This window comes from Bradyrhizobium sp. 41S5, from assembly GCF_011516665.3.
GTDB classification, from domain to species: domain Bacteria; phylum Pseudomonadota; class Alphaproteobacteria; order Rhizobiales; family Xanthobacteraceae; genus Bradyrhizobium; species Bradyrhizobium quebecense.
Window position 1 is genome coordinate 2131657 of sequence record NZ_CP083721.1, and the last position, 20080, is coordinate 2151736.

Here is a 20080-nt window from a genome sequence, read left to right on the forward strand (position 1 = left end):
AAGGGTCTGGACCGGACGCCGGATTGACGTCCAGACAGGGGCACAGGAGCATGCCATCGGAGCCTTTACAAGAGCCCGGATTGCTAGGCTTCCGCGGACGGACCAACCGGCTTGCCGGACTTCTCCTCCTCGAGCGTCACCGCAATGGCGGCGTTGGCGGAGAGCCGCACCTTGGTGCCTTCGACACCGGCAACGAAGCCGAGCTCGATATAGTGGTGATGGCCCTTGTGGAAGCCGTCGCTTTCGCTCTTCTTGAGCTTGATGCGGTTGCCTTCCACGTGATCGACGGTGCCGACATGCACGCCGTCGGCGCCGATGACCTCCATGTTGTCCTTGATGTTCTGCTGCGTCATGGCGCTCTCCCTGGTTGAAGGTCGGCTTGTATATTCAGCTTGCATATGATGCGCCCGGACGACGCGGCGATGACAGCGCGTCGTTGGCAATCCGGGCTTCTCTCACACCGGTTCGAGTTCGTCCGCGGCAGCGTTCTCGGGCTTCTTGCCGTTGAAGGTGAGGCCGGCCTTGGTGGCGGAGAGCTTCACCTGCGAGCCGTCCCGCACGTCGCCGGCGAGGATCATCTCGGCGAGCGGATCCTGCACGCTGCGCTGGATCACCCGTTTCAGCGGGCGGGCGCCATAGGCCGGATCCCAGCCCTTCTCCGCGAGCCAGTCGCGTGCCTTCGGATCGAGTTCGAGCTCGATCTTGCGATCCTCGAGCAGCTTGCGCAGGCGCGAGAATTGAATCTCGACGATGCGGCCCATGTCGCTCTTCTGCAGCCGGTGGAACAGGATGATTTCGTCGATGCGGTTGAGGAATTCGGGGCGGAAGTGCGCCCGCACCATGTTCATCACCTGCTCGCGCACCGCGCTCGTGCCCTGGCCCTCCGGCTGGTTGACGAGATATTCCGCGCCGATGTTCGAGGTCATGATGATCAGCGTGTTGCGGAAATCGACGGTGCGGCCCTGGCCGTCGGTGAGACGGCCGTCGTCGAGCACCTGCAGCAGCACGTTGAAGACATCGGGATGCGCCTTCTCGATCTCGTCGAACAGCACGACCTGGTAGGGTCGGCGCCGCACCGCTTCGGTCAGTGCGCCGCCCTCGTCGTAACCGACATAGCCGGGCGGCGCGCCGATCAGCCGCGAGACCGAGTGCTTCTCCATGTATTCGGACATGTCGAGCCGGACCATCGCGGTCTCGTCGTCGAACAGATATTCGGCGAGCGCTTTTGCGAGTTCGGTCTTGCCGACGCCGGTCGGGCCCAAGAACATGAACGAGCCGATCGGCCGGTTCGGATCCTGCAGGCCGGCGCGGGCGCGGCGCACCGCGGTCGACACCGCACGCACGGCCTCGGCCTGGCCGACGACGCGCTTGCCGATCATCTCCTCCATGCGCAGCAGCTTGTCCTTCTCGCCTTCGAGCATCTTGTCGACGGGAACGCCGGTCCAGCGCGAGACGACCTGCGCGATGTTGTCGGCAGTCACGGTCTCGCTGGCGGAGGAGGTCTCGCTGGCCTCGACGGCAGCGAGTTTTTTCTCGAGCTCCGGAATGCGGCCATAGGCCAGCTCGCCTGCCTTCTGGAATTCGCCCTTGCGCTGCGCGTTAGCGAGCTCCGTGCGCAACTGCTCGAGCTCGCCCTTCATCTTCTGCGCGTCGGAGAGCTTGCTCTTCTCCGACCGCCATTTCGACGTCATGTCCGCCGACTTCTTCTCCAGATCCACGAGATCCTTCTCGAGGGTTTGCAGGCGGCTCCTGGAGCCGAGATCGGTCTCCTTCTTCAGTGCCTCCTGCTCGATCTTGAGACGGATGATCTCGCGGTCGAGCGAGTCGAGTTCTTCGGGCTTGGAATCGACCTGCATCTTCAGCCGCGCCGCCGCCTCGTCCATCAAATCGATGGCCTTGTCGGGCAGGAAACGGTCGGTGATGTAGCGGTTCGACAGCGTGGCGGCAGCGACCAGCGCCGAATCCGCGATGCGCACGCCGTGATGCTGCTCGTACTTGTCCTTGAGGCCGCGCAGGATCGAGATGGTGTCCTCGACCGTTGGTTCCGAGACGAACACCGGCTGAAACCGCCGGGCCAGCGCCGCATCCTTCTCGACATGCTTGCGATATTCGTCGAGCGTGGTGGCGCCGATGCAATGCAGTTCGCCACGGGCGAGCGCGGGCTTCAACAGGTTCGATGCGTCCATCGCGCCGTCACCCTTGCCGGCGCCGATCAGCGTGTGCATCTCGTCGATGAACAGGATGATGCCGCCCTCGGCAGACGTCACCTCCTGCAGCACCGCCTTGAGCCGCTCCTCGAACTCGCCGCGATACTTTGCGCCGGCAATCAGCGCGCCGAGATCGAGCGCGAGCAGCGCCTTGTCCTGCAGGCTTTCCGGCACGTCGCCATTGACGATGCGGAGCGCCAGGCCTTCGACGATCGCGGTCTTGCCCACGCCGGGCTCGCCGATCAGAACGGGATTGTTCTTGGTTCGCCGCGACAGCACCTGGATGGTGCGGCGGATCTCCTCGTCGCGGCCGATCACGGGGTCGAGCTTGCCGTCGCGTGCGGCCTGGGTGAGATCGCGGGCGTACTTCTTCAGCGCGTCATAGGCATTCTCGGCCGACGCGCTGTCGGCGGTGCGGCCCTTGCGCAGGGCGTTGATCGCCGCGTTCAGGTTCTGCGGATTGACGCCGCCCTTGGCGAGCAGCTTGCCGGCTTCGCTGTCCTTGTCGGCGGCCAGCGCCTGCAGCAGGCGTTCGACCGAGACAAAGCTGTCGCCGGCCTTGTCGGCGGCCTGCTCCGCCGCGGCGAAGGCGCGCGCGGTCTCCGGCGCGAGGTAAATCTGTCCGGAGCCGGCGCCGCTGACCTTCGGCACCTTCGCAAGCGCGTCCTCGGTCGCCTTGAGGATCGCGCGCGAGTTGCCGCCGGCGCGGTCGATCAGGCCGGCCGCGAGGCCTTCACTGTCGTCGAGCAGCACCTTCAGGATGTGGAGCGTCGAGAACTGCTGATGTCCCTCGCGCGTCGCGAGCGATTGCGCCGACTGAATGAAGCCGCGGACGCGATCGGTATATTTTTCAATGTTCATTGTGGCACCTCAAGGCAGCACAGGCTCGTCGAGATCCATTATGCCATGCATTGCCGCCGGCGACAGATGGCGGAACGATGACATCCATCATGCGACAGGCCAGTGCAATCGTGCAGGGCGGAGAACTGCGGGCCTGACGCTGCCGCAGTTCGTATCGTGTGATCGTTTCAGGGGAGTGTCAATCGCGGAGCGTGGTCGCGGGCCTACCGCTTTTGAGGTGTTGCGACTGCCGGTGTTCGCTTCTGGCACTCATCCGGAGGCACCGCCACGGACGCGCCGACAAAATCGGGGTCCGGCATCACGCCGATGGCGGCTCGGCTGATCGCGGTGCTTGCGAAATGAGCGGCGCGACGAGCCCGGATGGTTGTAATCGTGCGAAAGCCGAAGTCATGTTCGCGATTTCAGTAACTGTCATCTCGCACCTCGCGGAATGCACGCGATGATGCAGACGTGCGTCGCGCGCTGTTCCACTGAATCGCGCGATCATGAGTCACTGCACACTCTGAACCGTCGATGAATGGCTGCGCGATGCGCTTGGCGCTGTTTCAGGTTGATGTAAGGTCAAGGCGTTAGCGATGAAGTGTGTCGGTGCGTTGCCGATGCACGGAACTTTTGTTCCGGTTCTCACGTTGAACGTGCTCATCGAAGAGGCTCCCCCAATGATCACTCGTCTTCTTTCGACCGCGTCGTGCGCTGCGATTGCCACGGCGCTGTTCACTGCGACCGCCGTGCCGGCAATCGCGCAGGATGCGGCATGCGCGCCGGTCTCTGCCGTCGATACCGCGCCGCCGCCGTTGCCGACCTACGATCAGCCGCCGGTGCCGGGGCCCGGTTACATGTGGTCGCCGGGCAATTGGTCGTGGGACGAGGATCGCGGCGATTACTACTGGGTGCCGGGCACCTGGGTGCAGCCGCCGCGGGTCGGGCTGTTGTGGACCCCCGGTTACTGGGGCGCTTTCGGCGGCGGCTTCATTTTCCATCCGGGCTACTGGGGTGATCGCGTCGGCTTCTACGGCGGCATCAATTACGGCTTCGGCTACGGCGGTTCAGGCTATGAAGGCGGCCGCTGGGATCACGGCAACTTCTTCTACAATCGTACCGTGAACAATCTGCAGGGTACGCGGATCACCAACGTCTACGAGAAGAACGTCACGATCAACCAGACCACCGTCAACAACGTCAGCTACAATGGCGGCCGCGGCGGCATCGAGGTGCGGCCAACTCCCGCCGAACGTGCGGTCGCCAAGGAGCAGCATTTCGCGGCGACGCCGTTGCAACGCAAGCAGGTCGAGGCCGCAAGCCAGGATCCAAGCCTGTTCAAGCGGACCAACAACGGCGTGCCCGCCATTGCGGCAACAGCGCGTCCCGGCGAGTTGAAGGGACCAGGCGTGGTTCGCGCACGGCCGGCCGGCGAGGCGGTGCCTGCCAACGCTGCACGGCCGGCGGCCGCGGAGCCGGCGCGGCCGGGCGCTGCAGCTGCGCCCGCACCGGCCGACTCCCATGCGCTCCCGGTGCCGGGCAAGGAGCTCCCGGCGGCGCATCCGTCCGCCGAGGTGAACAGGCCCGCGGTCGAGGAGAAGCGCGCAGCGCCCGCCTCCGAGCCGAAGGTTGAGCCGAGGCCTGCAACGGAAGCGGCGCGGCCTGCCGCACCTGAGAAGCGGCCCGAGGAGGTGCGCAAGGAGGAGCCGCGGCCAGAGCCTGCCGCGAAGCCCGTCGCGCGGCCGGAGCAGGCAGCAAGGCCCGAAGCACGACCGGAGCCTGCGCCAAGGCCGGAAGCGCGGCCGGAGACCATGGCACGCCCTGAGGCGCATCCGCAGCCGGCAGCACGGCCGGAGCCGCACGTTCAGGCGCCGCCGCATGCTGCGCCCGTGGCAGGTCACCCCGCAGAGGAGAAGCGGCAGGAGCAACGCTGAGGTACAATCGCGCTCCGCCGGCTCGTTCCCGGCGGAGCGCACACTCTCTTCTTCCCGCGCGCAAGCGATCATCACTGGAGGTCGGTCATGGCACAGAGTCACGGTGGCAGCGGACAGCTTGACGACGGCAAGCCGCGCCTGAGCGAGGACGATATGCAGCGAGCCCTGCTTGGCCCGCGGGGCGTGCCGGGCAAGCCGGATCCCGCCAGGATGACGCCGCAGCAGAAAAAGAACATGCCGAACTATCTCGATCCCGGACATACCTCGTAGCGCCCGCGGTCTGAGCGCGTGCTGCGCGGCCCATTGCCGGGCGGCGCGCCGGCGCACTTGCAAATCGCCTGCTTTTGCGCCCTCATGATTGCAGGTGCACTCACGGTGTTGCGGAGCAGGTTGTGAGAAATCCGTACGAGGTTCTAGGCGTTGCCCCGACGGCGTCCTCGGCCGATATCCAGAAGGCCTATCGAAAGCTGGCGAAGAAGCTGCATCCGGATCTCAATCCGGGCGACAAGGCGGCCGAAGAAAAGTTCAAGGAAGTCGCCGCGGCGAACGATTTGCTCTCGGATGCCGACAAGCGCAAGCGCTTCGACGCCGGTGAGATCGACGCTGATGGCACCGAGCGGCCACAGCATCGCTACTATCGGGATTTCGCCACCGCGGATGGGGGGCATCCCTATGCCGACAGTTCGGGTTATGCCGACTATATGGACCAGGACGACGCGTTCGCCGAGCTGCTGCGGCGCACCGAGCAGGCGCGGGCGAACCGGCGCGGCCGCAACCTGCACTACAGCCTCGTGATCGATTTCGCCGAATCGATCGCCGGCGCGAGCAAGCGCCTGACGCTTCCCGACGGCGGCACGCTCGACGTGACGATCCCGCCGGGACTGATCGACGGCCAGGTCATTCGTCTGCGCGGCAAGGGCATGCGCGGCACCGGCAAGGGCGCCTCTGGCGACGCGCTGATCGAAGTGGAGATCAGGCCCGATCCGCGCTTCACCCGCGAGGGCGACGACATTTCGCTGGAATTGCCGATCTCGCTGTCAGAGGCTGTCCTCGGCGGCAAGGTCAACGTTCCGACGCCGACCGGCGCGGTCGCCATGACGGTTCCGAAGGGCTCGAACACCGGCACGACGCTGCGGTTGCGCGGCAAGGGCGCGCCGCGGGTCGGCGGCGGTCATGGCGATGAGTTCGTCAAGCTCAAGGTGGTCCTGCCCAAGGGCCCCGATCCCGCGCTCGAGGCGTTCGTGTCGAACTGGGATCGCAAGGGATTCAATCCACGCGATGATGGTGCATCATGAACAAGCAGCAGTTCCTGATCGATGCGGGTCTGGAGGTGCAGACCCTGGAGTTCTGGATCGAGCAGCAATGGCTCGTTCCGGACGAGACCGCGCACGAGATCAGCTTTTCCGATACCGACGTGGCGCGCGCGCGTCTGATCCGGGATCTGAAGGGCGACTTCGGCGTCAACGACGAGGGGATCGACGTCATCCTCCATCTGGTCGACCAGCTGCATGGCTTGCGCCGTGCGTTCGAGGAGTTGCACAGGGATATCGCGTCATCGCCGCGCTAGAGCGCGATGAGATTAGGTTGAATCGTCATCGCGCATTAGCTCTTTGTTTGAGCATGATCTCCGCGCAAACACTTCGCGTTTGTCGCGAGGGAAAACCGCTTCGCACTTTTTTGGATCATGCCTTAGCCGCCTCGCTTGCGGCGAACCTCAGCCTCTGGATCAGCCTTGGGAGACGATCATGACGGACAAGCCGACACCGCTGGCCCATGGCGAGATCGATGTTCTGATTTTGCAGGCGCTGGTGCGCAAGCTGATCGCAAAGGGCGTGCTGACGCCGGACGATGTCCGCTCGATGCTGTTCGAGGCCGCGAAAAATCTCGACCTTGTCGGCAGCGAGCTGACGACGGAAGCCGCCAACATCATCGTGCAGGAGGATCTGGCGCCGGCATTTCTCGGCGGTTGATCTTGTCAGGTCTGGCCGCTGCGGTTGGAGATCAACCGGATTTGCGTGATCTGGTCGGCATTGCCGGCAAGATAGGACTGCGCGTCCCGTACCAGACGCTCGATCGCCGCGGCGTCATAGCTCGGATGACGGGTGTTCAGATGCAGATCGGTCTCGATCTGCATCACATTGGTTGTGACATCGGCGCCGATCTCGACCGAGAACGACACCAGCGAAACGTGCGGGCTCTTGAACGCCATGTCTTGATCTCCTTTCATCACGCGCAAAGCGCTGATATCACCGTGTTGGACGGTGGACGCCGTTACCTCAGGCTGCGGAATCTTCCCTCGCGGTTGCCGCATTTTGCGCGGCAACACCAGAATGCCCGCGATCGAGCTCCTCGATCATGCCGCGGGCGATCTCGCGCTCGCCCATGATCACGATGTCGGCTCCGAGGCCCTTCAGATGATCGACCTCGGCGTCGGAATGGGCGCGCGCGATGATCTGGATGTCGGCATTTGCGGCGCGCGCCTGCTCGACGATCTGCCCGGCCTCGAACGCTTCGGGAATGGCGATGACCAGCGATCGCGCGCCGGCCGGATTGGTCGCGCGCAGCACGCTGGCGCGCGCGGCGTTGCCCATCAGGGCTTCGATCCCGCGCTGCCTGAGCCTTGCGACCATGTCGTCGGACGCCTCGACCGCGAGGAACGGCGCGTTGCGCTGATGCAGGGCATCGCCGACGATGCTGCCGACCCGGCCGTAGCCGACCAGGATGGTGTGATCCCGCAAGTCGGTCACCGGGATCGCCTTGGAGGTCGCAACGGTCGGCGAGGCGGCCTGCGGTTTCTCGAGCCGCGCGGTCAGCCAGTCGACGACCGCGAACACCAGCGGGTTGAGCATGATCGAGAAGATCGCGCCGGCCAGGATCAGGTCGCGGCCGGCCTTCGGCAGCAGATTGAGGGCAACGCCGAGCTCCGCCAGGATGAAGGAGAATTCGCCGATCTGGGCAAGGCTCGCCGAGATCATCAGGGCGGTCGCCATCGGATGACGGAACAGCACGACGATCAGCAGTGCGGCAAGCGACTTGCCGACCACGATGACGAACAGCGTCGCGAGAAACGGCCACGGCTCGCGCACCACGCTGAACGGATCGAACAGCATGCCGACCGAGACGAAGAACAGCACCGCGAATGCGTCGCGCAGCGGCAGGGTTTCCTGGGCAGCGCGCTGGCTCAGCGGCGATTCCCGCAGCATCATCCCGGCGAAAAAGGCGCCGAGCGCAAGCGACACCCCGAACAGCTTGGTCGCGCCGAACGCGATGCAGAGCGCGATCGCGAGCACGGCCAGCCGGAACAGCTCGCGCGAGCCGGTGTGCGCGATGTAGTGCAGGGCCCACGGGATCAGCCGCCGTCCGACCACCAGCATCAGCGCGATGAACACGGCGATCTTGATCAGGGTCAGCGCCAGCACGCCGGTCAGCCCGAGGCCGAAGCGGGTGGCGAGCGGGTCGGCGACGAGCGCGATGCTGTCGCCGCCCTGGAAGCTCGCCACCGCCGGGAACAGCACCAGCGCAAACACCATGGCGAGGTCCTCGACGATCAGCCAGCCGACCGCGATCTTGCCGCGTTCGGTGTCCATCAGGCGGCGCTCCTGCAGCGCGCGCAACAGCACGACGGTACTTGCGACCGACAATGCGAGCCCGAACACCATGCCCGCGCCGACGGTCCAGCCCATCAACAGCGCGAGGCCGAGGCCCAACAGTGTGGCGACCGCAATCTGCGCAATCGCACCGGGCACCGCGATCGCGCGCACCGACAGCAGGTCGTTCAGCGAGAAATGCAGGCCGACGCCGAACATCAGGAGGATGATACCGAGCTCCGCGAGCTCGGTTGCCAGCGCCTGATCGGCGACGAAGCCGGGCGTGAACGGACCCACGGCGACGCCCGCGAGCAAGTAACCGACCAGTGGCGGAACCCGAAAGCGCTGGGCGATGGTCCCGAAGACGAAGGCGAGTCCAAGGCCCGCGACGACGGTCGCGATCAGAGGTGTGTCATGCGGCATTTCGCCTTGTCGCACAGCATGGTTGGCGGTGCACCGCGACCATTTGAGGCGCGGCATTCCGCGCGCGGAACTGTGATCTATTGCTCATGGCGTGAGCATATGATCTCATGCCGGAATGGATCCGCGGCTGCCCAAGACCGATCTGGTCATCTTCGACTGCGACGGCGTGCTCGTCGACAGCGAGGAATTAAGCTGCCGCTGCCTCGCCGAGGCGATGGCGAAGGCCGGCATCGAGATGAGCACCGAGCGGGCGTTCGAACTCTTCCTCGGGCGCAGCACCGCGGCCCTGATTGACTATTGCCGGGGCGTGGGCAAGCCGTTGCCTGCGACCTTCCTGCCCGAATTGGCGCACCAGGTGCGCGAGACCTTCCGCTCGCAGCTCAAGCCGATCGTCGGCATCGCCGCCGTGCTCGCGGAATTGCGCCTGCCGTATTGTGTCGCTTCATCCAGCGATCTTGACCGCGTGAGGTTCTCGCTCGAGCTGACCGGTCTTGCGTCGAGCTTCGGACAGCGGCTCTACACCGCGCAGATGGTCGAGCATGGCAAGCCGGCGCCGGATCTATTCCTGTTTGCCGCCGGCAAAATGGCAGCCGAGCCGCGCCGCACGCTGGTCATCGAGGACAGCGTCAGCGGGGTGACGGCGGCGAAGGCCGCGGGTATGAAAGTGTGGGGATTTGTTGGTGGCGCCCACTATCGGTTGGCGGATGGCAGTGCTCTGCTGGAGCAGGCCGGGGCGGATCGAATCTTCGCTGCGATGACGGATTTCTGGAACGAAGGCTGACGCACGATCATGGCTGCGCCCGACAACGAAAAGTCTCGGCTCGACGATGCGGCGCGCGCCGGCTGGCTGTATTTCATCGCGGGCCACACCCAGGACGAAATAGCAAAAATGCTGCAGGTGTCGCGTGCCTCGGCGCAGCGCCTGGTGTCGCTGTGTCTGGCGGAGCGGCTGATCACGTTTCGTCTCGAGCACCCCATTGCAGCCTGCATGGAGCTGGCGTCTCGTCTGAAGGAGCGGTTCGATCTGGTGCATTGCGACGTCGTGCCGACGGATCCGGCGGCGCCGCTGTCAAATGCCGGGATCGCCGAACGCAGCGCTAATCTGCTGGAGATGACGCTGCGCTCGGAGACGCCTGTGATCGTGGCGCTCGGCACCGGCCGCGCGGTGCGTGCCGCGGTGGAGCGGGTCTCGCCGATCGAGCGGCCCGATCATCAGATCGTCTCGCTGGTCGGCAACATCTCCGCCGACGGCTCGGCAAGCTTCTACGACACGGTCGGGCGGCTCGCCGACCGCACCGGCGCGCGGCATTACCCGATGCCGCTGCCGTTCCTGATGTCGAGCGAGGACGAGCGCAACCGCATGATCCGCATTGATCCGATCGCGCGGGTGAGGGCGGTCGCCGCCAAGGCCGATCTGCGCCTGATCGGTATCGGCCAGATGGACCAGAAGGCGCAAGTCCATGTCGACGGCTTCGTCACCCGCGAAGAATTGCTGGAGATGATGCGGCTCGGCGCTGTCGGCGAGGTGACGGGCTGGGCCTATGACGCCAAGGGCCGCCTGATCAAGGGCGGCACCAACAAGCGCCTGACCAGCATTCCGCCGCAGATCCCCGCGGTATCGACCACGATTGCGGCGGCCGTCGGCGCCGCCAAGGTGCCGTCGATCAGGGCCGCGCTGGCGGGCCGGGTGATCAACGGCCTTATCACCGATGAGGCCACCGCGCGCGCGGTGCTGGACCGCTAAGCGGCTCTCTCTTCAGGAACCACCCTTCCAGCGTGCAATGGAACCCGCGATCGCGCGGGACGGCGCAGTCGCGTGCTTGACAAATTTTAACGATGGGATGAACATACGCCCAACACGTGGGCATATGCTCAACGTGACATAAGGGAGGTCACCTTGAAAAACGTCCTTTGCGCCGTTGCGGGCGCGGCTGCTCTTTTGATCTCTGCCCCCTCGATCGCCCAGACCACGCTGACGGTGGCGACCGTCAACAACAGCGACATGATCCGCATGCAGGGGCTCACCAGCGAATTCACCGCGAAGAACCCCGACATCACAGTCAAATGGGTGACGCTCGAGGAGAACGTGCTGCGCCAGCGCGTGACCACTGACATCGCCACCAAGGGCGGCCAGTTCGACGTGCTCACCATCGGCACTTATGAGGTGCCGATCTGGGCCAAGAAGAGCTGGCTGGTGCCGCTCGACAAGCTCGGCGCCGATTACGACGTCAACGACCTGCTGCCGAAGATCCGCGACGCAGTCTCGGTCGACGGCAAGCTCTATGCCGCGCCGTTCTACGGCGAGAGCTCGATGGTGATGTATCGCACCGACCTGTTCGACAAGGCCGGCTTGAAGATGCCGGAAAGCCCGACCTGGGACTTCGTGGTCGATGCCGCCAAGAAGCTGAACGACAAGGCCGGCGGCGTCTACGGCATCTGCCTGCGCGGCAAGGCCGGCTGGGGCGAGAACATGGCGTTCCTGACCGCGATGTCCAACTCGTTCGGCGCGCGCTGGTTCGACGAGAAGTGGGAGCCGCAGTTCAATTCGCCGGAATGGAAGAAGACGCTCACGACCTATGTCGACCTGATGAAGCAGGCCGGACCTCCCGGCGCCTCGTCCAACGGCTTCAACGAGAACCTCGCGCTGTTCAGCGCCGGCAAATGTGCGATGTGGATCGACGCCACGGTGGCGGCGTCCATGGTGACTAACCCGAAGGATTCCAAGGTTGCCGACAAGGTCGGCTTCGCGCTGGCGCCGAACACCGGGCTCGGCAAGAACGCCAACTGGCTGTGGGCATGGAGCCTCGCGATCCCCGCCGGCTCGAAGAAAGTCGATGCCGCCGAGAAGTTCATCGCCTGGGCGACCAGCAAGGATTACACCAAGCTCGTCGCCGCGAAGGACGGCTGGTCCAACGTGCCGCCCGGCACGCGCACCTCGCTGTACAAGAACCCCGACTATCTGAAGGTCGCGCCCTTCGCCAAGCTGACGCTGGCCTCGATCGACGCCGCCGATCCGAACAAGCCGACGGTGAAGCCGGTGCCTTACGTGGGCGTGCAGTATGCGGCGATCCCTGAATTCCAGGGCATCGGCACCCAGGTCGGCCAGCAGTTCTCGGCCGCGTTGTCCGGCTCGACGTCAGTCGACGCGGCGCTCACCGCTGCGCAGTCCGTGACCGAGCGCGAGATGAAGCGCGCGGGCTACATCAAATAAGCAGGCATGGACAAAGCCAGGGCGCAGCACGCGCCTTGGCCGCCCGACCAGCTTAGACCTCCCGAGCTGGGCTACTTGCGACCATCCTGTCCCGCAGCGGGATGGTCGCTCCTTTCCTTAAGAAGGAGGCGGGGATGGCGACCCAGCAGACCCAACTGCTTGCACGCACGCTGCTCACGCCCGCCGTGGCGCTGCTGTTCATCTGGATGATCGTGCCGCTCGCGCTCACGATCTACTTCGCGACCCTGCACTACAATCTGCTCGATCCAGGCTCCGAATCCTTCGTCGGGCTGGAGAATTTCCGCTACTTCCTGACCGATCCGGCCTTCTTCGCCTCGCTGCAGAACACGCTGGTGCTGGTCGGCTCGGTGCTCGCGATCACGATCATCCTCGGCGTGCCGCTGGCGCTGTTGCTCGACCAGCAGGTGGTCGGGCTCTCGATCGTCCGCTTGATGGTGATCGCACCGTTCTTCGTGATGCCGACGGTGAGCGCGCTGGTCTGGAAGAACTTGTTGATGCATCCGGTGTCGGGCCTGTTCGCCTGGATCGCGCATCTGTTCGGGCTGCCGGCGATCGACTGGTTCAACGATGCGCCGCTGTTCTCGGTGATCCTGATCATCTCCTGGCAGTGGCTGCCGTTCGCGACGTTAATCCTGCTCACCGCGCTGCAGTCGCTCGACGAGGAGCAGAAGGAGGCGGCCGAGATGGACGGCGCGAGCGCAATCTCGACCTTCATCTACATCACGCTGCCGCACCTGGCGCGCCCGATCACGGTGGTGATCCTGATCGAGACCATCTTCCTGCTCACGGTGTTCGCGGAGATCTTCGTCACCACCGGCGGCGGCCCCGGCCTGCAGACCACCAACATCGCCTTCCTGATCTATTCGCAGGCGCTGATCCAGTACGACGTCGGCAGTGCCTCGGCGGGCGGCCTGGTCGCGGTGGTGCTCGCCAACATCGTCGCGTTCTTCCTCGTTCGTATCGTCGGCCGGAATCTGGAGGCGTAACCTCATGGCGCGGAAGGTCACGACACGGAACAAGGTGATCTCGACGGCGGCGGCCTGGCTGGTCGGCTTCCTGATCTTCTTCCCGATCCTCTGGATGGTCCTGGCGAGCTTCAAGACCGAGCTCGAGGCTTTCGCGATCCCGCCGTCGTTCCTGTTCTTCCACTGGACGACGGAGAACTACGTCACGGTGCAGGAGCGCAGCGACTACCTCCACCACGCGCTCAACTCGATCATCATCGCCGGCGGCTCGACGTTGATCGCGATGCTGATCGCAATTCCGGCGGCATGGTCGATGGCATTCTCGCCGACCAAGCGGACCAAGGATGTGCTGCTCTGGATGCTCTCGACCAAGATGATGCCGCCGGTCGGCGTGCTGGTGCCGATCTACCTGATCTACCGGACATTCGGCCTGCTCGATACCCGCAGCGGCCTGGTCTTCATCCTGTGCCTCGGCAATCTGCCGATCGTGATCTGGATGCTGTTCACCTATTTCAAGGAAATCCCGAAGGACATTCTCGAGGCGGCGCGGATGGACGGCGCCACGATCGGGCGCGAGCTGATCTATGTGCTGACGCCGATGGCGGTGCCGGGGCTCGCCTCGACCTTGCTGCTCAATCTGATCCTGGCGTGGAACGAGGCGTTCTGGACGCTCAATCTGTCGACGCTCGAGGCCGCGCCGCTCACCGTGTTCATCGCATCCTATTCGAGCCCGGAAGGATTGTTCTGGGCGAAATTGTCGGCGGCGTCGACGCTCGCGATCGCGCCCATTCTCGTGCTCGGCTGGTTCAGTCAGCGGCAGCTTGTCCGCGGCCTGACCTTCGGCGCGGTCAAGTAGCAGAAGGGCTTTCGCCATGGGTCAGATTACGCTGCAGGGTGTGCAAAAATCATTCGGGCCGGTCCACATCATCAAGGGCGCCGACCTCGAGATCGCCGACGGCTCCTTCGTCGTCTTCGTCGGTCCGTCAGGCTGCGGCAAGACCACGCTGCTGCGGCTGATCGCGGGGCTGGAAGACGTCACCGGCGGCGCCATCCTGATCGACGGACGCAACGTGGTCGATGTGCCGCCGGCCAAGCGCGGGCTGTCGATGGTGTTCCAGTCCTACGCGCTCTATCCGCATATGAGCGTGCGCGGCAACATCGCGTTCGGCCTGAAAATGGCAGGGGTCGCCAAGGACGAGATCAACCGCAAGGTGGAGGCCGCTGCGGCCACCCTCAACCTGACGCCCTATCTCGAGCGCAAGCCGCGCGAGCTCTCCGGCGGCCAGCGCCAGCGGGTTGCGATCGGCCGTGCCATCGTGCGCGAGCCGAAGGCGTTCCTGTTCGACGAGCCGCTGTCGAACCTCGACGCCGCGCTGCGGGTGCAGATGCGGCTCGAGGTGACGCGGTTGCAGAAGCAACTCGGCACCACGGCGATCTACGTCACCCACGACCAGGTCGAGGCCATGACCATGGCCGACAAGATCGTGGTGCTGAACGGCGGCAAGATCGAGCAATACGGTTCGCCGCTCGAGCTCTACGAGAAGCCGGCGAACCTGTTCGTTGCTGGTTTCATCGGCTCGCCGAAGATGAATTTCGTCACCGGCGAGCTCGCCAGGCAGCAGGGCGCGACCACCATCGGGGTGCGGCCCGAGCATTTGAAGGTCGAGCGCGACGGGCAGGGCGGCTGGCACGGCACGGTCGCGGTCGCCGAGCATCTCGGCAGCGACACCTTTCTCTATGTCGACGCTGCGGCATTGGGAACGCTGACCGCGCGCTATGTCGGCGAGCTCGACCTGCATCCCGGCGATCGGGTGTCGCTGATCCCGGATCCGGCACGCATCCATCGTTTCGACGACAGCGGAAAGTCGATCCACGCGTAAGGAAGAAGAAAATGTATCTCGATAAATTCAGGCTCGGCGGCAAGACCGCCATCATCACCGGCGCCGGTCAGGGCATCGGGCTAGCCTGCGCCGAGGCGCTCGCGGAAGCCGGCGCCAAGGTCATCATCGGCGACCGCGACGCCAAGGTCGCCAGTGACGCGCAGGCGGCGCTGAAAGCCAAGGGCTTCGACGCCGATATCGCGCTGATGGACGTGACGGATTCCGGGCGCGTCTCGGCGGTCGCCGACGAACTGGTCCGCAAGTACGGCAAGGTCGACATCCTCGTCAACAATGCCGGCATCGCGCGCAGCGAGACGCCGGCCGAGACCGTGACCGACGAGCACTGGCTCAACGTCATCGACGTCAATCTGAACGGCACCTTCTGGTGCTGCCGCGCGTTCGGCAATCACATGCTGAAGGCGAAGTCCGGCACCATCGTCAATGTCGGCTCGATGTCCGGCTTCATCGTCAACAAGCCGCAGGAGCAGTGCTTCTACAATGCGTCCAAGGCCGCGGTGCATCATTTGACCAAATCGCTCGCCGCCGAATGGGGCGCGCGCGGGGTCCGCGTCAACGCCGTGGCGCCGACCTATATCGAGACCCCGCTGAACGCCTTCGTGAAGAACAGCCCCCGCATGTATGACGCCTGGATCGGTGGAACCCCGATGGCGCGGATGGGGCAGGTCGACGAGATCGCCTCCGTGGTGCTGTTCCTGGCCTCCGAGGCGGCAAGCCTGATGACCGGAAGCATCGTTCTGGTCGATGGCGGCTACACTTGCTGGTAAGCTCGCGCCGGAGATGACGGAGCGGCCATGCGGCAAGCCTATATCGGGGTGGACGTCGGGAGCACCAGCGCTCGGGCGGGGGTATTCGACGAGGCCGGGAAGCTATTGGGTTCGGCCCGGCATCCGATCCGGGTCTGGCATGAGCCCGGCGACATCGTCGAGCAATCGTCCGATGACATCTGGGCGGCCTGCGTGACCTCCGTCCGCAACGCGATGCGGGAGGCCGCGGTCGCGGCCGAGCGGGTCAAGGGCATCGGTTTCGATGCAACGTGCTCGCTGGTCGTGCTCGATAGAGCCGGCCGGCCGCTCACCGTCAGCCCGTCCGGCGATCCCGCGCGCAATGTCGTGGTCTGGATGGACCACCGCGCGATGGCTGAGACCGAATTCGTCAATGCGACCGGTGATCGCGTGCTGCGCTATGTCGGCGGCGCCATCTCGCCGGAGATGGAGATTCCGAAGATCCTCTGGCTCAAGCGGCATCTGCCCGCGACCTTCGAGGCCGCCGGGCATTTCTTCGATCTCGCCGACTATCTTTCTTTCCGCGCCTCCGGATCGCTGGCGCGCTCGACCTGCACGGTCACCTGCAAATGGACCTATGTCGCGGGCGAGGGCGGCTGGAGCGAACCGTTCCTGAAGGGGGTCGGGCTCGAGGCGCTCGCCGCCGATCGCTTTGCCCGCGTCGGCACCGAGATCGTGCCGCCCGGCTCGCCGCTCGGCCGCGGGCTGTCGGAAGATGCCGCGCGCGACCTCGGCCTCGTGCCGGGAACCGCGGTCGGCGCCTCGCTGATCGATGCCCATGCCGGCGGCGTCGGCGCGATCGGTGGCCGTGACGGCTCAGGCGCCGACGTCGATGTCGGCCAGCGTTTGGCCTACATCATGGGGACGTCGGCCTGCATCATGGCGACGACCGTCGATCCTTGCTTCGTGCCCGGCGTCTGGGGTCCGTACTTCGAAGGCATGGTGCCGGGCTTCTGGCTGAACGAGGGCGGTCAATCCGCGGCAGGTGCCGCGATCGATCACCTGCTCAAGTCGCACCCGGCGCATGGCGAGGTCTTGCTCGCTGCGAGGAACGACGGCGTCGATGTCATCGAGTATCTCGAAAGGCGCATCCTGGCGCGCAGCGGCAATGCCGGCGCGGCAGCACTGCTCGCGCGCAACATCCATGTCCTGCCGGAATTCCTCGGCAACCGGTCGCCCTATGCCGATCCCGGCTCGCGCGCGGTGATCGCGGGGCTCGATCTCGACACCGATGTCTCGGCGCTGGAGCGGTTGTTCATCGCCGGCCTGTGCGGGCTGGCCTATGGCCTCGCCGACGTCATCGAGGCGCTGCAGGCCCACGGCGTCAGCGGCAAGACGATCGTGATCGGCGGCGGCGCGAGCCGCAGTTCCCTGGTGCGCCAGATCATGGCCGACACCACCGGCTACACGGTGGCGCTGCCGCAGACGCAAGAACCCGTCTTGCTCGGCGCTGCCATGCTGGGCGCGGTCGCCAGTGGTGCGTACAACTCGATCAATGCGGCGATGGCCGGCATGTCGGCAGTTGGACGGTTGAGCGAGCCGACCAGGCCCGAGCTTGCCGATTTCCATCGCAGGAAGCGCGGCGTGCACAAGATGCTGCGGCAGCTGGATCGCGACAGCCGCGAGGCGATGAAGCGGGCGCCCGGTGCGGCGCCGACTTAGGGATTGTTTGCATGCTGCTGAGTTGCGGAGATGCGCTGATCGATTTCCTGCCGTCGCGGACGGCGGATGGACGCGAGGCCCTGACGCCCGCGGTCGGCGGCTCCTGTCTCAACATCGCGATCGGCAGCGCCCGGCTCGACCTTCCCGCCGGCTTCGTCGGCGGCATCTCGACCGACACCTTCGGCCGGATGATCGCCGATCACGCCGCGGCGTCCGGCGTCGATCTCAGCCGCGCCACGCGCAGCGACCGCCAGGCGACGCTGGCCTTTGCGCGCGTCACCGGCACCGAGACGCAATACGCCTTCTATGACGCCGACACGGCATCGCGGAACTGGACCTACCGGCGCGAGGCGATCGCGCTTGATGGCGTCACATGCCTGCACGCCGGTTCGACCACGCTGGTCCATGACAAGGGCGCGACCGAGACGCTGGCCTTCATCGAAGATGCGCGGCCGAAGGTGACGATCTCGCTCGATCCGAATTGCCGGCCGAATCTGGTCAAGGACAAGGACGCGTATCGCGCCCGCATGCAGGCGTTCTGCGGCAAGGCGGACATCGTAAAGATGTCCGATGTCGACTTCTCCTATCTGTTCGGCGATGAGGCCTACGCTGCGCGTGCCGAAGCGCTGCTGTCGGGCGGCGCGTCGCTCGTCGTCATCACACGCGGCAATGATGGCGCGAGCGCCTGGCATCGCCGGGCTGAACCGATCGCGGTCGCGTCGCCGGCCGTAAAGGTCGTGGATACGATCGGCGCCGGGGACAGTTTTCAGGCGGCGCTGCTCGCCGCGCTGCATCGGCTGGATCGGATCGCACGGCAGCGGCTGCATGACATTCCCGCGGCCGAGCTCACGCGCGCGCTGTCGTTTGCCTGCAACTGCGCCGCCTTCACCTGCACGCGCGCCGGCGCCGATCCGCCGCGGAGCCGGGAGCTGCGCGCGGGCACTTGGTAGGCCATGCGCGATCGGCAGCCGCGCCGTGTGCCGCCATGCGCATGAGGCGATAGACTTGCGACATGCCGCACGGCACGATGCCCGGCGATCGATCATGTCTGATGCGAGCGCCTTGTCCCAATGAGCGATGATCTCTGTCTGCTGCCTGCCGTTGAGCTTCGTGCGCGGATCGCCCGCAAGGAGGTCTCTCCTGTCGAGGTCACGGCCGCTGTACTCGCCCGCGCCGAGCGGCTGCAGCCTGAGCTGAACTGCTTCATCACGCTGTGCGGCGACGAGGCAATGGCGCAGGCGAAGGCCGCGGAACTCCAGGTCATGGCCGGCGAGCCGCTCGGCCTGCTCCACGGCATCCCGTTCACCGTGAAAGACATCGTCAGCACAAAGGGTGTGCGAACGACCTTCGGCGCGGTGCCGTACCGGAACAATGTGCCCGACCACGATGCCGTGGCGGTGGCCCGGCTCCGTGCGCAGGGCGGAATATTGATCGGCAAGACCACGACGCCGGAGTTCGGCACCAAGTGCCTGACCGACTCGCCGCTGTTCGGCCGCACCCGCAATGCGTGGAGCGCCGAGCGTTCCAGCGGCGGCTCCAGCGGCGGCGCGGCGGTCGCGGTCGCGAGCGGCATCGCGCCGCTGGCGGTTGCCACCGACGGCGGCGGCTCGACCCGGATTCCCGCCGCCTGCAATGGCGTGGTCGGGATCAAGCAAAGCAACGGCGTGATCCCGCACAGCCAGGTGCAGGACGTCTTCGGCAACCAGACCTATGTCACGCCGACCACGCGCACGGTCGCCGACACCGCGCTGATGATGCAGGCGATGGCCGGCGAGGATCCGTCCGATCCGTGGTCGATCGGCGTGCCGGTGCCTGACTATCTCGATCGCGCGGCGCCGCGCGGCGATCTCCGGGGCAGGCGCGTGCTGTTCTGCCTGTCGCCGCCGGGCCGCCCGGTGACATCAGACGTCGCCGCCGAATTCAAGGCGAGCCTCGACCGGCTGGCCAGCCTCGGTGCGGAACTCGAAGAGTTTCCCGGCGACGGCTTCGACGTCGAGCCGATCTGGCGCGCCATCAATCACACCGTCTGGCGCACCCGCTTCGAGAAGCTCGCGGCCGATCATCCCGATCACCTCAGCCCGACCTTCCTGAAGCAACTCGCGCTGGCCGCGAAGGTCAGCGGCGTCGACTACCAGCAGGCGATGTTCGACCGCACCGCGCTGTTCCGCCGGGTGCAGTCGCTGTTCGCGCGCGGCGATCTGTTGGCGATGCCGACGCTGACCCGCACGGCGCTGCCGATCGATCAGGATCTGTTCGGCACCATCGACATCGACGGCCGGAGCTTCGACAGCGTGCGGCCGCACTGGTTTCCCTGGACCATGCTGTTCAATATGACCGGGCATCCCGCGGTCAGCATTCCCTCCGGCTTCGGCCGCGATGGTCTGCCGATCGGCCTGCATCTGGTCGGACGCTTCCGGGCCGATGCCGAGCTGCTGCGCGTCGCGGCGCTGTTCGAGCAGGCGAGCGATCTGCTCGGCCGCTGGCCGGCGCTGAATCATGAATGACGCGGCAAAGGGCTTGCATTGGTTCGCGAACATGTTGAAACCT

The 20080-nt window shown here is 65.6% G+C and carries 19 protein-coding genes; 15 read left to right on the top strand and 4 right to left on the bottom strand.

From position 1 onward, the window contains the following. Positions 1-83 precede the first annotated feature (83 nt). Both HAP47_RS10065 and clpB read right to left on the bottom strand, forming a co-directional pair. The gene (locus HAP47_RS10065; protein WP_173638385.1) at positions 84-353 is read right to left on the bottom strand and encodes a DUF2171 domain-containing protein; all 270 of its coding nucleotides are present in this window, start codon (positions 351-353) and stop codon (positions 84-86) included. A 102-nt stretch (positions 354-455) separates the two neighbouring features. Beyond that, on the bottom strand, positions 456-3068 hold the full coding sequence (gene clpB, locus HAP47_RS10070) for an ATP-dependent chaperone ClpB (protein ID WP_173638384.1): 2613 nt from the start codon (positions 3066-3068) through the stop codon (positions 456-458). Positions 3069-3727: 659 nt separating this feature from the next. On the opposite strand from clpB, the gene HAP47_RS10075 reads away from it, so the two are divergent. The 5 genes from HAP47_RS10075 to HAP47_RS10095 all read left to right on the top strand — a co-directional run bounded on the left by HAP47_RS10075 (position 3728) and on the right by HAP47_RS10095 (position 6951). Then, on the top strand, positions 3728-4981 hold the full coding sequence (locus tag HAP47_RS10075) for a YXWGXW repeat-containing protein (protein ID WP_173638383.1): 1254 nt from the start codon (positions 3728-3730) through the stop codon (positions 4979-4981). 87 nt (positions 4982-5068) lie between these two features. After that, a complete protein-coding gene (locus tag HAP47_RS10080; RefSeq protein WP_092116659.1) occupies positions 5069-5251 on the top strand; it encodes a hypothetical protein in 183 nt (60 codons plus the stop codon). A gap of 122 nt (positions 5252-5373) precedes the next feature. Beyond that, positions 5374-6276: a DnaJ C-terminal domain-containing protein gene (locus HAP47_RS10085; RefSeq protein WP_173638382.1), complete on the top strand. Its 903-nt coding sequence runs from the start codon at positions 5374-5376 to the stop codon at positions 6274-6276. After that, complete coding sequence (locus HAP47_RS10090; RefSeq protein WP_173638381.1) at positions 6273-6548, top strand: chaperone modulator CbpM; 276 nt, start codon at positions 6273-6275, stop codon at positions 6546-6548. The genes HAP47_RS10085 and HAP47_RS10090 overlap by 4 nt, the downstream gene beginning before the upstream one ends. Positions 6549-6726: 178 nt before the next feature. Continuing rightward, positions 6727-6951 carry a hypothetical protein gene (locus tag HAP47_RS10095; protein WP_016843345.1) on the top strand — a complete coding sequence of 75 codons (225 nt, stop codon included), beginning with the start codon at positions 6727-6729 and terminating at the stop codon, positions 6949-6951. A gap of 5 nt (positions 6952-6956) precedes the next feature. Here HAP47_RS10095 and HAP47_RS10100 read toward each other — a convergent pair whose 3' ends face one another. Next, the gene (locus tag HAP47_RS10100; RefSeq protein WP_173638380.1) at positions 6957-7190 is read right to left on the bottom strand and encodes a hypothetical protein; all 234 of its coding nucleotides are present in this window, start codon (positions 7188-7190) and stop codon (positions 6957-6959) included. A 67-nt stretch (positions 7191-7257) separates the two neighbouring features. Beyond that, positions 7258-8991, bottom strand: coding sequence for a YbaL family putative K(+) efflux transporter (gene ybaL, locus HAP47_RS10105; RefSeq protein ID WP_173638379.1), 1734 nt, complete (start codon positions 8989-8991; stop codon positions 7258-7260). 115 nt (positions 8992-9106) lie between these two features. Between ybaL and HAP47_RS10110 the strand changes: the two genes are divergently transcribed. The 10 genes from HAP47_RS10110 to HAP47_RS10155 all read left to right on the top strand — a co-directional run bounded on the left by HAP47_RS10110 (position 9107) and on the right by HAP47_RS10155 (position 20037). Next, positions 9107-9772, top strand: a complete 666-nt coding sequence (locus HAP47_RS10110; RefSeq protein ID WP_173638378.1) for an HAD family hydrolase — start codon at positions 9107-9109, stop codon at positions 9770-9772. A 9-nt stretch (positions 9773-9781) separates the two neighbouring features. Continuing rightward, positions 9782-10735, top strand: a complete 954-nt coding sequence (locus HAP47_RS10115; protein WP_173638377.1) for a sugar-binding transcriptional regulator — start codon at positions 9782-9784, stop codon at positions 10733-10735. 153 nt (positions 10736-10888) lie between these two features. Beyond that, on the top strand, positions 10889-12202 hold the full coding sequence (locus HAP47_RS10120) for an ABC transporter substrate-binding protein (RefSeq protein WP_173638376.1): 1314 nt from the start codon (positions 10889-10891) through the stop codon (positions 12200-12202). A gap of 134 nt (positions 12203-12336) precedes the next feature. After that, positions 12337-13209 (top strand): carbohydrate ABC transporter permease, encoded by an 873-nt coding sequence (locus HAP47_RS10125; protein ID WP_173638375.1) that lies wholly within the window; start codon positions 12337-12339, stop codon positions 13207-13209. Positions 13210-13213: 4 nt separating this feature from the next. Beyond that, positions 13214-14044: a carbohydrate ABC transporter permease gene (locus HAP47_RS10130; RefSeq protein ID WP_173638374.1), complete on the top strand. Its 831-nt coding sequence runs from the start codon at positions 13214-13216 to the stop codon at positions 14042-14044. Between the two features lie 16 nt (positions 14045-14060). Then, positions 14061-15068 carry an ABC transporter ATP-binding protein gene (locus HAP47_RS10135; RefSeq protein WP_173638373.1) on the top strand — a complete coding sequence of 336 codons (1008 nt, stop codon included), beginning with the start codon at positions 14061-14063 and terminating at the stop codon, positions 15066-15068. Between the two features lie 11 nt (positions 15069-15079). Continuing rightward, positions 15080-15853: an SDR family NAD(P)-dependent oxidoreductase gene (locus HAP47_RS10140; RefSeq protein ID WP_173638372.1), complete on the top strand. Its 774-nt coding sequence runs from the start codon at positions 15080-15082 to the stop codon at positions 15851-15853. A 27-nt stretch (positions 15854-15880) separates the two neighbouring features. Continuing rightward, entirely contained in the window at positions 15881-17533 is a 1653-nt protein-coding gene (locus tag HAP47_RS10145) for an FGGY-family carbohydrate kinase (RefSeq protein ID WP_173638371.1), read from the top strand. A gap of 11 nt (positions 17534-17544) precedes the next feature. After that, complete coding sequence (locus tag HAP47_RS10150; RefSeq protein WP_173638370.1) at positions 17545-18483, top strand: carbohydrate kinase family protein; 939 nt, start codon at positions 17545-17547, stop codon at positions 18481-18483. Positions 18484-18603: 120 nt separating this feature from the next. After that, complete coding sequence (locus HAP47_RS10155) at positions 18604-20037, top strand: amidase (protein ID WP_173638369.1); 1434 nt, start codon at positions 18604-18606, stop codon at positions 20035-20037. Positions 20038-20080: the final 43 nt, after the last annotated feature.

Coding starts and splice junctions, on each gene's coding strand:
- HAP47_RS10115 (WP_173638377.1), top strand. CDS start 9,782: ATGGCTGCGCCCGACAACGAAAAGTCTCGGCTCGACGATGCGGCGCGC.
- HAP47_RS10150 (WP_173638370.1), top strand. CDS start 17,545: ATGCTGCTGAGTTGCGGAGATGCGCTGATCGATTTCCTGCCGTCGCGG.
- HAP47_RS10095 (WP_016843345.1), top strand. CDS start 6,727: ATGACGGACAAGCCGACACCGCTGGCCCATGGCGAGATCGATGTTCTG.
- HAP47_RS10110 (WP_173638378.1), top strand. CDS start 9,107: ATGGATCCGCGGCTGCCCAAGACCGATCTGGTCATCTTCGACTGCGAC.
- HAP47_RS10130 (WP_173638374.1), top strand. CDS start 13,214: ATGGCGCGGAAGGTCACGACACGGAACAAGGTGATCTCGACGGCGGCG.
- HAP47_RS10125 (WP_173638375.1), top strand. CDS start 12,337: ATGGCGACCCAGCAGACCCAACTGCTTGCACGCACGCTGCTCACGCCC.
- HAP47_RS10080 (WP_092116659.1), top strand. CDS start 5,069: ATGGCACAGAGTCACGGTGGCAGCGGACAGCTTGACGACGGCAAGCCG.
- HAP47_RS10140 (WP_173638372.1), top strand. CDS start 15,080: ATGTATCTCGATAAATTCAGGCTCGGCGGCAAGACCGCCATCATCACC.
- clpB (WP_173638384.1), bottom strand. CDS start 3,068: ATGAACATTGAAAAATATACCGATCGCGTCCGCGGCTTCATTCAGTCG.
- HAP47_RS10145 (WP_173638371.1), top strand. CDS start 15,881: ATGCGGCAAGCCTATATCGGGGTGGACGTCGGGAGCACCAGCGCTCGG.
- HAP47_RS10155 (WP_173638369.1), top strand. CDS start 18,604: ATGAGCGATGATCTCTGTCTGCTGCCTGCCGTTGAGCTTCGTGCGCGG.
- HAP47_RS10100 (WP_173638380.1), bottom strand. CDS start 7,190: ATGGCGTTCAAGAGCCCGCACGTTTCGCTGGTGTCGTTCTCGGTCGAG.
- HAP47_RS10075 (WP_173638383.1), top strand. CDS start 3,728: ATGATCACTCGTCTTCTTTCGACCGCGTCGTGCGCTGCGATTGCCACG.
- ybaL (WP_173638379.1), bottom strand. CDS start 8,991: ATGCCGCATGACACACCTCTGATCGCGACCGTCGTCGCGGGCCTTGGA.
- HAP47_RS10065 (WP_173638385.1), bottom strand. CDS start 353: ATGACGCAGCAGAACATCAAGGACAACATGGAGGTCATCGGCGCCGAC.
- HAP47_RS10090 (WP_173638381.1), top strand. CDS start 6,273: ATGAACAAGCAGCAGTTCCTGATCGATGCGGGTCTGGAGGTGCAGACC.
- HAP47_RS10135 (WP_173638373.1), top strand. CDS start 14,061: ATGGGTCAGATTACGCTGCAGGGTGTGCAAAAATCATTCGGGCCGGTC.